Raw genomic sequence first — 11,968 nt, 5'->3', positions numbered from 1 at the left:
CGGCTCCCTCAGGCGACTTCGACGGTGACGTTCGTCGGGTTGGTGAGGGCGTCGAACACGGCCGAGCGCTTCTGCGACTGGGCGACCAGGGCCTCGATGTCCTCGCGGGAGGCGTCGGCGTCGATGTTGAACGTCACCTTGATGTCGTTGAAGCCGTTGCGCACGTCGCTGTCGGCACCGAGGATGCCGCGGATGTCGTGGGTGCCTTCGAGCTTGGCCTCGACCGAGCGGAGCTGGATGCCGCGGTTCTGCGCCACGGAGGCGACGCCGGCCGTCAGGCAGCTCGCCAGGCCGACGAGCAGGTACTCGATCGGGGTGATGCCGTTGTCCTCGGCCGCGAAGACCTCGGGGTGGTCGGCGTCGAAGACGGACTCCTTACGGTGGGCGCGCTCCTCGCCGAGACCGTAGAACTCCTTCACGGTGATCGTGCTGTGCACGCCGTTCTGCCACTTCGAGGTGGCCTTCCAGACGAACTGGGCGGCCTCGGGCGCGCCCTTCAACGCGTCGCGCGCCTCAAGGAGTGCCTGCACGTTGACACCGTTGCTGACCGTGGTCATACCTTCGCCCTTCCAGCAGTTCCCGGTTTTCCGGTAGGTATTTGACCATATACCTGGCGTGGCGGCTAGCATAAGCGTCATGTCGCAGCCAGCAAGGACGCCCGCGACCGGCCAGGCCGGCTCCGTGGGCGTCGTCGAGACGCACTATCTCGACCTGCCGGACCCCGTACGGCTCGACTGCGGCACACAGCTGCACCCCGTGCGGGTGGCCTACGAGACCTATGGAACGCTCTCCCCCGAGCGCGACAACGTCATCCTCGTCTGCCACGCGCTCAGCGGCGACGCCCACGCGGCCGGCATCGCCAAGGCGCCGCCCGAGGCGGGCACCCGCGACGGGTTCGGCGCCGAGGAGCGCGACGGCGCGAGCGCCAAGGCACTCGGCTGGTGGGACGGCATGATCGGCCCCGGCAAGGCGTTCGACACCGACCGCTACTTCGTGGTCTCCACCAACCTGCTCGGCGGCTGCCGCGGCACCACGGGCCCGTCCTCCATCGACCCGGCCACCGGCCGCCCGTACGGCTCCGGCTTCCCCGTCATCACGGTCGGCGACATGGTCCGCACCCAGCGGGCCTTCCTCGACGCGCTCGGCATCGAGCGGCTCGCCGCGGTGGCCGGCGGCTCGCTCGGCGGCATGCAGGCGCTCGAATGGGCGGTCAGCTATCCCGACCAGGTCGACTCCATCGTGGTCATCGCCAGCACCCACGCGCTGCACCCGCAGGGCGTCGCATGGAACGCGATCGCCCGCGAGTCGATCATGCGCGACCCGGCCTGGCAGGGCGGCCACTACTACGGCACCGGCCGCGCCCCCGACGCCGGCATGGGCGTCGGACGCATGGTCGGCCACATCACCTACCTGTCGGGGCCCGCGCTTGAGAACAAGTTCGGCCGGCGGCTGCAGTTCTCCGACGACCTGCGCTACACGATCACCGAGCCCGAGTTCGAGGTGGAGAGCTACCTCCGCCACCAGGCCGACTCCTTCGTCAAGCGCTTCGACGCCAACACCTACCTGTACATCTCGCGCGCGCTGACGTACTTCGACCTCGCGCGCCAGCACGGCGGCGGCTCACTCGAACGCGCGCTGGAGCACGTGCGCGCGCGGACGCTGCTGATCGCCTTCAGCTCCGACTGGCTCTACCCGCCGTCGGCGTCCCAGGACATCGAGCAGGCGCTGCGCTCCCTGGGCAAACCGGTAGAGTTCGAAGTGATCGACGCGCCGTACGGCCACGATTGCTTCCTGCTGGAAGAAGCGCGACAGACGCCCATCATCCGCCGGTTCCTTGCCCGTGGCGGGGCCGGGTGAACGTCGAGGAAGAGGCCCTGGTGACCGAGCAACACCCCCGTCAAGAGCAGGCCCGCGCGTTCGGGTTCGAGACCCGGCAGCTGCACGCCGGGCAGCGGCCCGATCCCAACACCGGAGCGCGTGCCGTACCGATTTTCCAGACCACCAGCTACGTCTTCGAGGACCCCGAGTCCGCCGCGGCGTACTTCAACCTCCAGGAGTACGGCAACACCTACTCCCGGATCATGAACCCGACGGTCGCCGTGCTGGAGGAGCGGGTGGCCAACCTGGAGGGCGGCAGCGGCGCGGTGGCCTTCGCCAGCGGCATCGCCGCCCAGGCGGCCGCCCTGTTCACGCTGCTGCAGCCCGGCGACCACGTGGTGTCCTCATCGGCCCTGTACGGCGGCACCGTCAACCAGCTCAAGCACCTGCTGCGCAAGATGAACGTCGAGCTGAGCTGGGTCGATCCCGACGACCCCGACGCCTGGCGCACGGCGGTGCGCCCCAACACCAAGGCGTTCTTCGCCGAGACGATCGGCAACCCGGCGGGCAACGTGCTCGACATCGAGACCGTGGCCGGCATCGCCCACGAGCACGAGCTGCCGCTGATCGTGGACAACACGTTCGCCACGCCGTACCTGTGCCGGCCGATCGAGTGGGGCGCCGACATCGTGGTCCACTCGGCGACCAAGTTCATCGGCGGCCACGGCACCAGCATCGGCGGCGTGGTCGTCGAGGCCGGCACGTTCGACTGGTCCAACGGCCGCTTCCCGGTGGTCGCCGACCCGTCACCCGCCTACCACGGGCTGCGCTTCCACGAGACGTTCGGCATGTACGGCTACCTGATGAAGCTGCGCGCCGAGACGCTGCGCGACCTGGGCGCGGCGATGTCGCCGTTCAACGCCTTCCTGTTCCTGCAGGGCCTGGAGACGCTGTCGCTGCGGATGGAGCGGCACGTCGAGAACGCGCTCGCGGTCGCCGAGTTCCTCGACGGGCACGAGCTGGCCTGTAAGGTCACCTACCCGGGCCTGCCGAGCAGCCCGTACAAGCCGCTGGTCGACAAATACCTGCCGCGCGGCGCGGGCGCGGTGTTCTCCTTCGACTGCGCGGGCGGCCGGGCCGGCGGGCAGGGCCTCATCAGCGGCCTGACGCTCTGGTCCCACCTCGCCAACGTGGGCGACGCCAAGAGCCTGGTCATCCACCCCGCGAGCACGACTCACCGCCAGCTCAGCGACGACGAGCTGACCGCCGCCGGCGTCGGTCCCGGCACGGTGCGGCTGTCGGTCGGCACCGAGTCGGTCGCCGACCTCATCTGGGACCTCGAGCAGGGCTTCGCCCGCGTCGCCGCGACGATCGGCAAGGAGGAGACGGCATGACCGACCTCGCGCGCTACCAGGACCCGCTGACGATCCAGCGGGTGCTGCACGCCACCCGCACGATCGCGATCGTCGGCCTGTCCGGCAACGAGCTGCGGCCCAGCAACTTCGTCGGCTACTACCTCAAGCGCCACGGCTACCAGGTCATCCCGGTCAACCCGCGCGAGAAGGAGATCCTCGGCGAGACCAGCTACCCGAGCCTGTCCGACGTGCCGGTGCCGATCGACCTCGTCGACGTCTTCCGCGCGCCCGACGCCCTGCCCGGCATCGCCCGCGAGGCCGTGGAGGTCAAGGCGGGGGCGCTGTGGTGCCAGTTCGGGGTGATCAACGAGGAGGGCGCGCGGATCGCCGAGGACGCCGGCCTGCCCGTGATCATGGACAGGTGCCTGAAGGTCGAGCACGCCCGCTACGTCGGGCGCATGCACTGGCTCGGCTTTAACACCCAGCGCATCACGTCCGTGCGGTCGGGGCTGCAGTAGCCGGTCCGGGCTCCGATGAGTTTCCCGCGGGTCTCTGGTCTGTCCAGGTGCGGGTAGGAGGCTCCTACCTGGACACACACACCGGAGGACACCGTGACCACCACGCCCGGCGGCACCGGCCGCCCGCCCATCGTCGATCTGGCCACCTGGCAGGCCGCCCGCGACGAGCTGTTGCTCCGCGAGAAGGCCCACACCCGCGAGGGCGACGCCATCGCCGCCGCCCGCCGCAGGCTGCCGATGGTGGAGTTCGACGGTTCCGTGGAGGTGACCGGGCCCGACGGCCCGGTCCCGTTCATCGAGCTGTTCCAGGGGCGCGACGAGCTCATCGTCTACAAGCACATGTGGTACGACGGCGCGCCGCCGCAGGGCCAGTGCGAGGGCTGCACCACCACGGCCTGGCACCTGCGGGACGCCGTCTACCTCAACGCGCGCGGCGTCTCCTTCGCCATCGTGACCACCGGCGCGTGGGACGAGGTCGCCGAGTACGTCGCGTTCATGGGCTACACCCAGCCCTGGTACTCCGTGCGCGACATCGAAGGCCCTGCCGGCGGGCCGATGGGCTACCTCACCAGCTACCTGCGCGACGGCGACCGCACCTTTCTCACCTACTCCACGACCGGCCGCGGCACCGAACCGGCCAACCCGACCATGGCGCTGCTCGACATGACGCCGTACGGGCGCGGCGAGACCTGGGAGGACAAGCCCGACGGCTGGCCCGAGGGGCGGCACGCCTGCTGGTACTGGCGCACGGACGCCGACGGGAACTCCACGTGGGGCCCCACCAGCCGCCCCACCGCGCAGTGGACCCGCCCCGGCGCCACCCCCGTCACCACCCTCGGCCGCCACGGCACCTACCACTGACCCTCGCCGGCCGCGCCATCCGGCGGCCGCCGCGCCTTCTCCGGCCGGATCGTGACCGTGCGCTGCCACGAGGCCAACGCCCTGCTCAAGTCCGTGCTGTCGGAGCCCGGTGAGGGGCGCGTGCTGGTGGTGGACGGCGGCGCCAGCTTCCGGCCAGGGGCCGAGCTGTTCTCCGACGACGACGGCATCCTGGTGACGCGAGGTTGAGCGCCCCGGCCTTTACAACGTAGATCACCGAATGTGCCGACCGGGCCCGTTGCGGCGGGCAGGGCCATCGAGCCTTCCACGGCCGCCCGGCGCGGCGAGCCGGCCGCGGCGGCGGCGGCCATCAGCGTGACGGCACCATACGCGGCGCTCCGGCGGGCGGGCTCACCGCACGACGCTCGGGGAACAGCGCGTCACAATTCGGCAGAGTTACGGGGCAAAACCCCCATTTCGGGGCATTCTCCCAGCGTTTTTTGTGGTCCGAGTGATAGAAGTTTCCGAAGTGCCGAGACGCCGATTCGTTCGAGGTTCATGGTCGGACGGCGGCGCAAGATCGTGATGGCCCGGCTTGTGCAGGACATGGGAGGTGCCGGTGACGGAGGAGCGGCAGGGCGCCATCGCCGAACCGGTGATGGAGCGGCGGATGTCGGCCCGGCCCGCGACCGGCGAGGAGGCCGGCCGGAGCCTGCCACGGCGAACGGGGGAAACGCTGGACGCCGCTGACCGGTTGCGCGCCGCGATCGACAGCACGTTGCAGACGGACGCCGACATCCGGCACGGCCTGACCCGAATGACGCGGGAAGTCTGAACGGCGGTTCATGGCGGCGCACTCGGGGGGCCCGAACATCCAGACCCCTGGCGGGTACTTCGCCGGGGACCAGATCGTCCGGATCGACAGCGACGTTCAGCCTGCTTGGGAGAGCGAGTCGCTGCCGGATTGGGTGAATCACTGGCTGATTCCGATGTTGTCGGCCGGTCAGAAGTGGCCGGAGGCCAGCGAGGCCGGGCTGTCGGAGCTGGCGCGCCGTTACGCGGCGCTGTCGGACGGCTCTATGTCGTCTGCCGAGCCGGCGGGCCTGGCGGTGCGGACGATCGTGTCGGGGTGGGCGACGCCGGCGACCGCGACGTTCGCGGGCCGGGCGCGTGAGCTGTACGGCAACAAGGGCGGCATCTCGGGGGTCGGCAACAACGCGCGCGCATACGCGGTGCAGGCCAGCAACTTCGCGGTGCAGACGCAGTACTCGAAGCTGACGATCAACGTGGCCTTCTGGGTGACGGTGACCGCGATCGCGATCACGCTGCTGGCGGCGTTCTTCAGCGCGGGCGTCTCGACGCCGTTGATCGGTCCGTACGCGGCGGCGGCACGCGCGGCGATCAGCCGCATCCTGGCCAAGCTGGTGGCCGCTGCCGGGCAGAAGGTCACTGCGGCCCACCTGGCGAAGGTGGCGGCGTTGAGCGGCCCGACCGGGAAGGCTCTGGTGCTGCGGCTGCTGGCCTCGCCGTTCGGCAGGGAGCTGGTGGAGGAGGTCGGTGAGGAGTTCTTCATCGAATTCGTCGCCCAGCTCCAGCAGAACCAGATGGGCACCAGGAACGGCTTCGACTGGCAGCAGCTGGCCGTTGCCGGGCTGAGTGGCGGGACCGGTGCGGCGGCGGGCTCGGTGGTGGCGGGGCCGCTCTCGCGGGTCACTCAGGTGATGCCGGGGTTCGCCGGGCGGGCGCTGACGACGGGTGCGACGAACGTGATCGCGTCGCCGGTCGGCGGCTTCGTGGGCAACGGGCTGGTGTACGGGCAGTGGTCGAACCCGTTCACCGCCGAGTCCATGGTGGGCGCCTTCATGGGTGGTGTGGGGCGTACCGGGACGATCAGCCCGTTCAGCCCGGATGTGGCCCTGGCTCTGGCGGACCCGGTGACCACGCTGGCCTCCGCGTACGCCGCCGCCAACCGGACCGACGCCGCCCACGCCGCCGCCTGGGCCGCCGCGACCGGAACCACCGCAGCCTCGACCGGCGCGCCGACCGGCCCTGACGCCAACCCGTCCCACGCCACGGTGAACGTCCGCACTCCGGACCTGGCCACGGTGCCGGCCACCGTGGGTCCGTCCAGCACGACGTCCACGGGTGGCTCCTCCAACATGACGTCCACGGTGGGGTCGTCGTCCGGCGCGACCTCCCGTACGTCCACGGCGGGCTCGTCCAGCGCGACCCTCCGCGTGGGCGCCGATCTGCCCAACGCCGACTCCTCGCCGCGCCGTCACACCCCGAGCCAGCCGTCCGCCCCCGGCCTCGGCCACCCGAACCCGGACCAGACTCCTGACCGAACCTCTGGAACCGGCTCCGGCCGCCCGCCCGCACCCGGCATCGCCGCCACTCCCCCACCCACCACCGGCCAAGGCCCCACCAGTCAAGGCCCCACCGCTCAAGGTCCCACCGCTCAAGGTTCTACCGGCCAGGGTTCTACCGGTCAGGGCTTCACCGGCCAGGGTTCTGCCGGTCCAGACTTCGCCGGCCAGGGTTCGGCGAGCCCCGGCCCCTCGCCTCAAGCCAACCTGCACAACCAGCCGCAGCCCGGCAGCCCCGAGCCGCAGCAGCCGGGGCCCGAACCCCGCCAGCCGAGGACCTCTCCGGAGCCGCACGCAAGCACGACGCCCGCGCCGCACACCGGCAGCACACCGCCCAGCACCGCAACCGGGGGTTCGACCGCCGAGGGCAGACCGACCGTCGCCACGACCGACGCCCCGACGGGGCACACGACCAGCCCGAACACGACGGTGACGGCGGGCGAGCCTGCCGGCCCGCTCCCGCCAGGCCGGCCGCAGCCGCTCACCGGCCCTCACTCCACCACCCCGCCCGCCCAGGGGCCGCTCGACGAAGGCCAGGCCACCGGTCAGGCAGTGCAGGCACCGTACAGTCTCCGCCCAGAGACTCCCGGCAGGCACAGGCCGGCCGATGCGCGCCGGGCTTCGGACGAGGCCCGCCAGAGTGAACCAGCGGGTACGGGCGCCGCCGACCAGGCCGCCTCCGAGCCCGAAGAGGCAGCGGACGGTCCTGCGCAGGGCCACGCATCCGCCGTTCCCGTAACCGCCGAGCCTGACCAGGCTGCGGACGGTCCGGCTCGGCACCACGCGTCCGCGTCGCCCGGCGAGGTCTGGGACACGGCGCTCAGCGAGGGGTACTCGCCGATAGCCGCGCCACACCCGCGCACCTTCGCCGAAGCGGCGGCGATCGTCCACCGCTGGACGCCCGGCGCCCAGCCCGACCCCGACCGCGGCGCTCAACCCGACACCGACGGCCGCCCCGGCCCCGGCAACCGCCCCGAGCCCGGCGCACAGCCCAATCCCGCCGACCGCCGTGACCCCGGCATGCAGCCCGACCCCGGTGTCCGCCCCGACGCCGAGGGTCAGGTCGGTCCCGACCAGCACTCCGGCAGCCAGGTCGGCACCAGCGAAGATTTCTCCCATATCGAGCGGCTGCTCAGCGGCGAGACCGACGACGCCTCCGAGCCGCAAAGCACCCTGGCCCCCACCACAGCGGACTCGGCAGCACCGCAGTCGGTCGCGCCGCAGTCGGAAGCTCCGGAACGGGAAGGGCCGAACCCCACAACCCCGGCCCTCGCCCCGGGAGAGCCGGAAGCATCGCAAGGGGAGACGCCACAGCCGGCAGCCCCATCACCGGAAGGGCCACAGCCGGCAGCCCCGTCACCGGAAGGGCCACAGTCGGCGGCGCCGCGATCGGAGGCGGCGCAACCGGCAGCCGCGCACCCCACCGCCGCCGACCCGGCCCTGGTCGAGAGCGGGCGGCGGCTCATGCGGTCGCTCTTCGTGGCGAACCAAGACGACACCTCGGCGGCCGTCCTGGGCACGCTGCGCGAAATCGTCGCAGACGGAGATCCGAAGACGGCCATACAGGACCTGGCGGACAGGTTCTTCGGCACCCGCCTGGCCATCACCCCCCTCATCGAGCTCTACCAAGACGCCCAACGCCAGGGCCTGAAGCCCGAGGCGGCACGCGACAGGTTCGAGCTCATCGACGTGCTCGACCGCGCCTACCCGGCCGATCATCACCGCTGGCTCGGCTACCGGTACGACGCCGCGTTCTCCGTCAGAACCCCGGAGCAGGCCCGCGCGGCCGGGGTCCTGGCGGAGATCATGGTGACCCCGGACGACAGGAACACCTACAAGGCGTTCATCACGCCCGTGCTGCTCGCCTACGGCCTCCGCAACATCACCGAGCTGCTCCCGGTCGTGCGGGAGGCGTACGACCAGGGCCACCTGCCGCCGCGGGCGGACGGGCCGCAGGCGTTCCACGACGCGTTGCGCCGCTTCTACCAGGAGGACCCGACGTGGTGGGAGGGCCTGCGCGGTCAGGAGACGTACGGGCTGCGCGGTCTCGACGACGCCGGCATCCGGCTGCTCGGCGCCATGATCAGGATTCTCCCGCAACGGGCCACCGCCCGGCCGTCCGCCCCGCTGCCGATGGAGACGCTGGCCCACGAGGTCGGCCTGGCGGGTTCCGTCGCGCACGTGTTCCGCCTGGTCAGGGACGCGCAGGAGCACGGCGCGGACCCGGCGGGCGCGGCGAACCCCCGCGAGCTGGCCGACGTGCTGATCGCGCACAAGGCGCACGACCCCTACCTGTGGAACGGCCTGCGGCTCACCGTCGAGCACGGCCTGACGCCGTCGGACGACGACGCGGTGCGGGTGCTCGCCAGGCTGGCGGAGCTCGCGGGTCCTGAGCCGGCGCGGCCGATCTGGACGTTCCAGCCGCTGCGGCGGCTGGCCGACCGCGCCGGGTACGGCTACGACGTGGGCGAGCTGATGGCGCGCGGGGCCGAGGCGGTGCGGAACGGGTTCGATGTGTTCGGCCCGGTCGATCGCGAGCAGGTGATCGACGCGCTGCGACGCCTGCAGCCGCCCACCGCGCCGGACCCGCGCGCGACGGAGCCCGGCCCGCACGACCCAAGCGCGACGGAGCCCGGCCCGCACGACCCGCACGCCACCGCCACCGGCCCGCACGACTCAAGCGTGACCACTCCTGGCCTGCGCGACCCGCGCACGATCGCTCCGGGCCTGCACGATCTGTCGCCTTCCGCCGTCAGGGAGGCCAGGAAGGCCGCGGCGGCCGAGTACGAACAGGCGCGCAAGAAGCTGCGCGGCGGCTCCCGGCTGCGCCGTTTCCTGCGGCCGGGCTCCACCCTGTGGTGGTCGCCCGATCCGGGGATGGACGAGCTGTACCTCGAGTCGTTGCAGGCCCGCGTCCAGGCGTGGCAGCGCCTGCCGAGGGCTCCCGAGGTGTCGTTCACCCACGACTTCCCCGCCTACCTGCGGGCCTACGAGGCGGCGGCGCGGCGTGCGGAGAGCGGCGAGCCGGTGATCCCGTACATGTACGAGGACGCCACCGCGGGCCTGGGCGCCAGGGACGGCGGGCGCGGGTTCGGCGTGGAGATCGAGTTCGTCCTGCCGCCCGGGGAATCGCTGACGGCCATCGCGGAGGAACTGCACAAGGCCGGTCTTACCGGCGACGCCGACGTGCATGCGTACCACACCTCGGCCGAGACCGGCTACCGGACCGGCCGGAACGGCGGGCGCGGCCTGTGGCGGCTGGAGGAGGACAGCACCGTGTCGGGCGAGCTGGTCTCGCCGATCCTGTACGACGAGCCCGAGACGTGGGAGAACCTCCGCCGCGCCTGCGAGATCATCCGCGCTCACGGTGGCCTGGCGACCGGCGAGACCGGCGGGCACGTGCACGTGAGCGCCGGAGACTACGATCACCTCGTGGCGAACTTCGTCAGCGTGGCCGAGTACGCCGACCACCACGGCGACACGCTCTACCGGCTCGGCCACAACCCTGAGCATGAGGACCATCGAGGGCTGGGGTACTGCATTCCGAGCACGCCGCCGGCCGAGGGATACGACTCGATCGAGCTGGTACGCAGTACGCACGAGCACCACGCGGCGCTGAACCTGTCGGCCGTGAACGGATCCAGGCGGGACCACGTCGAGTTCCGCATGTGGGACGGCTCGCTCGACCCCGCCATCATCCAGGCGCAGGTGAAGGTGTCGCTCGCCCTGGTCGAGGCGGCCTTCCGCACCGCGGCCCTGGGCCTGTCGCCCAACGCGGGCCGGCGGGAGCCTGCGGGTAGCCACGCAGCGCTGCGCCGCCTCGGCTCCGCACCGGACCTCACCGAGGCCGGCAGTCTCTCCTTCCGCCTGCTGATGGACGAGCTGTTCTGGCGGGCATCCGACAAGGAGCAGCTCACCGCCCTGTACGCGATCACGCGCTGGAGCCCGTACCGGATGGAACCATGACCGGACCCGCATCCGGAGGAGTGCGCCCATGGCCGTGATCGTGCGGAACGTCCCCGCCGCGCAGGATCCGCCGCCCGCGCCGCGCAAGGCGGACGGCCGGCCGTACCGCTACGAGATGATCCACGCCGACGGCGCGCTGCGGGGTTACGCGGACGAGCCGGCCCAGCTGGTCGGGATGCTCATCCCCGGCTACGGCGAGATGGGCGAGGGCGCCGAGCGCGCGGCGGCGCGGCTCCGCCTCGCGCTGGACGCGCAGGCCCGGTTGCAGGCGCGGCTCGCGGTGGGGCGGCTGGGCGAATGCGATGAGAGCGAACGTGCGGTGCTGCTGGGCGGACGGCACGAGCCGCCGGCCCCGAGGAGTGGACGGCGCCCGTGCCGCTCGTCCTGGTGACGTCCTTCTACCGGCCTGAGGGGACGTTGCCGCGGCCGTCGGGACCGCAAGAGTTGCAGGTTTGGCTCGACCCGGCCGACGACTGGACGTTGCTCACCAGCCTGCACAGGGCGGGCGTGATCACGGTGGGCGCCCGCTGACAGAGGGCGGGGTCAGGCGGCGCTCGGCGGGACGCGGCTCATCGTCGGCAGCGCCCGGTCGAGGCCGGTGATGCGCAGCAGCCGCACCATGAACGGGCGGGGCTCGGCCAGCGCGAGCGTGATGCCCATCGGCCGGGCGCGCTGCTGGACGTCGACCAGCACGGCGAGACCGGCGGCGTCGCAGAACGTCACCTCCGACAGGTCGAGGACGAGCAGGCTGTTGCTGTAGTGCAGCGCGCTGAGCAGTTCTTCGCGCAGGGTCGCGCTGGTGTAGAGGTCGATGTCTCCGTAGATGCGCAGGACGGTCGGTTGGCTGCTGCCTGCGACGCCGAGCGGGGCGGTGTCGATGACCCTCATGAGAACACCCCCTCGGACGGGCTGGACGTGGGCGGGGTCACTCCGGGGGCGGCGCCGGCGCGGGCGCCGGTGCTTCGCAGGTCCTCGGTTTCTTCAGCGTAGTCGCCGGTTTCCCGGATGCCGGGCGAGCTAAGCAATCCAGGCCGAGGACTGCCGGAAATTTGACGAAATATCCGATTTGAGGACGCGGCAGCCCCGCCCGTACCCGCCGGATGAAAGTTTCATCGCTCATTGACAG

At 71.8% G+C, this 11,968-nt stretch carries 12 protein-coding genes and 1 pseudogene; 9 read left to right on the top strand and 4 right to left on the bottom strand.

All coding sequences use genetic code 11. The annotated features are described in order from the left end of the window. Nucleotides 1-8 precede the first annotated feature (8 nt). Nucleotides 9-557 (bottom strand): OsmC family protein, encoded by a 549-nt coding sequence (locus WBK31_RS11130; RefSeq protein WP_364067948.1) that lies wholly within the window; start codon nt 555-557, stop codon nt 9-11. Nucleotides 558-636: 79 nt separating this feature from the next. Between WBK31_RS11130 and WBK31_RS11125 the strand changes: the two genes are divergently transcribed. The 6 genes and pseudogenes from WBK31_RS11125 (at nt 637) to WBK31_RS11100 (ending at nt 5,345) form a co-directional block, all read left to right on the top strand. Further along, on the top strand, nt 637-1,857 hold the full coding sequence (locus WBK31_RS11125) for a homoserine O-acetyltransferase (RefSeq protein WP_364067949.1): 1,221 nt from the start codon (nt 637-639) through the stop codon (nt 1,855-1,857). Beyond that, nucleotides 1,854-3,212 (top strand): O-acetylhomoserine aminocarboxypropyltransferase/cysteine synthase family protein, encoded by a 1,359-nt coding sequence (locus tag WBK31_RS11120; RefSeq protein WP_364067950.1) that lies wholly within the window; start codon nt 1,854-1,856, stop codon nt 3,210-3,212. The genes WBK31_RS11125 and WBK31_RS11120 overlap by 4 nt, the downstream gene beginning before the upstream one ends. Continuing rightward, a complete protein-coding gene (locus tag WBK31_RS11115; RefSeq protein ID WP_364067951.1) occupies nt 3,209-3,691 on the top strand; it encodes a CoA-binding protein in 483 nt (160 codons plus the stop codon). The genes WBK31_RS11120 and WBK31_RS11115 overlap by 4 nt, the downstream gene beginning before the upstream one ends. A 93-nt stretch (nt 3,692-3,784) precedes the next feature. After that, complete coding sequence (locus WBK31_RS11110; protein ID WP_364067952.1) at nt 3,785-4,552, top strand: DUF899 family protein; 768 nt, start codon at nt 3,785-3,787, stop codon at nt 4,550-4,552. Between the two features lie 21 nt (nt 4,553-4,573). Continuing rightward, a pseudogene (locus tag WBK31_RS11105) lies at nt 4,574-4,705 on the top strand (S-adenosylmethionine--2-demethylmenaquinone methyltransferase); the annotation flags it as partial. A 424-nt stretch (nt 4,706-5,129) separates the two neighbouring features. Then, nucleotides 5,130-5,345, top strand: a complete 216-nt coding sequence (locus WBK31_RS11100) for a hypothetical protein (protein WP_364067953.1) — start codon at nt 5,130-5,132, stop codon at nt 5,343-5,345. 219 nt (nt 5,346-5,564) lie between these two features. Here the strand turns inward: WBK31_RS11100 and WBK31_RS11095 are convergent, their stop codons facing one another. Both WBK31_RS11095 and WBK31_RS11090 read right to left on the bottom strand, forming a co-directional pair. Beyond that, the gene (locus WBK31_RS11095; protein ID WP_378789814.1) at nt 5,565-6,224 is read right to left on the bottom strand and encodes a hypothetical protein; all 660 of its coding nucleotides are present in this window, start codon (nt 6,222-6,224) and stop codon (nt 5,565-5,567) included. Further along, nucleotides 6,225-6,767: a hypothetical protein gene (locus tag WBK31_RS11090; RefSeq protein ID WP_378789816.1), complete on the bottom strand. Its 543-nt coding sequence runs from the start codon at nt 6,765-6,767 to the stop codon at nt 6,225-6,227. 1,573 nt (nt 6,768-8,340) lie between these two features. Here WBK31_RS11090 and WBK31_RS11085 point away from each other — a divergent pair. The 3 genes from WBK31_RS11085 to WBK31_RS11075 are packed head-to-tail and all read left to right on the top strand — an operon-like array spanning nt 8,341 to nt 11,373. After that, nucleotides 8,341-10,842, top strand: a complete 2,502-nt coding sequence (locus WBK31_RS11085) for an amidoligase family protein (RefSeq protein ID WP_406674760.1) — start codon at nt 8,341-8,343, stop codon at nt 10,840-10,842. Nucleotides 10,843-10,870: 28 nt separating this feature from the next. Then, nucleotides 10,871-11,233, top strand: coding sequence for a hypothetical protein (locus tag WBK31_RS11080; RefSeq protein WP_378789818.1), 363 nt, complete (start codon nt 10,871-10,873; stop codon nt 11,231-11,233). Further along, nucleotides 11,215-11,373, top strand: a complete 159-nt coding sequence (locus tag WBK31_RS11075) for a hypothetical protein (protein ID WP_378789820.1) — start codon at nt 11,215-11,217, stop codon at nt 11,371-11,373. The genes WBK31_RS11080 and WBK31_RS11075 overlap by 19 nt, the downstream gene beginning before the upstream one ends. A gap of 12 nt (nt 11,374-11,385) precedes the next feature. Here WBK31_RS11075 and WBK31_RS11070 read toward each other — a convergent pair whose 3' ends face one another. Beyond that, nucleotides 11,386-11,730 carry an STAS domain-containing protein gene (locus WBK31_RS11070; protein WP_364067956.1) on the bottom strand — a complete coding sequence of 115 codons (345 nt, stop codon included), beginning with the start codon at nt 11,728-11,730 and terminating at the stop codon, nt 11,386-11,388. Nucleotides 11,731-11,968: the final 238 nt, after the last annotated feature.

The sequence above is a fragment of the Nonomuraea sp. N2-4H genome (genome assembly GCF_045291505.1).
Lineage (GTDB): Bacteria > Actinomycetota > Actinomycetes > Streptosporangiales > Streptosporangiaceae > Nonomuraea > Nonomuraea fastidiosa.
The sequence above is the reverse complement of the archived record's forward strand: the minus strand, read 5'-3'. Positions and strand labels throughout refer to the sequence as shown.

What these genes read in the sequence shown, in the direction of transcription:
- WBK31_RS11130 (WP_364067948.1), bottom strand. Translation starts at nt 557, where the DNA reads ATGACCACGGTCAGCAACGGTGTCAACGTGCAGGCACTCCTTGAGGCG.
- WBK31_RS11125 (WP_364067949.1), top strand. Translation starts at nt 637, where the DNA reads ATGTCGCAGCCAGCAAGGACGCCCGCGACCGGCCAGGCCGGCTCCGTG.
- WBK31_RS11115 (WP_364067951.1), top strand. Translation starts at nt 3,209, where the DNA reads ATGACCGACCTCGCGCGCTACCAGGACCCGCTGACGATCCAGCGGGTG.
- WBK31_RS11085 (WP_406674760.1), top strand. Translation starts at nt 8,341, where the DNA reads ATGCGGTCGCTCTTCGTGGCGAACCAAGACGACACCTCGGCGGCCGTC.
- WBK31_RS11070 (WP_364067956.1), bottom strand. Translation starts at nt 11,730, where the DNA reads ATGAGGGTCATCGACACCGCCCCGCTCGGCGTCGCAGGCAGCAGCCAA.
- WBK31_RS11080 (WP_378789818.1), top strand. Translation starts at nt 10,871, where the DNA reads ATGGCCGTGATCGTGCGGAACGTCCCCGCCGCGCAGGATCCGCCGCCC.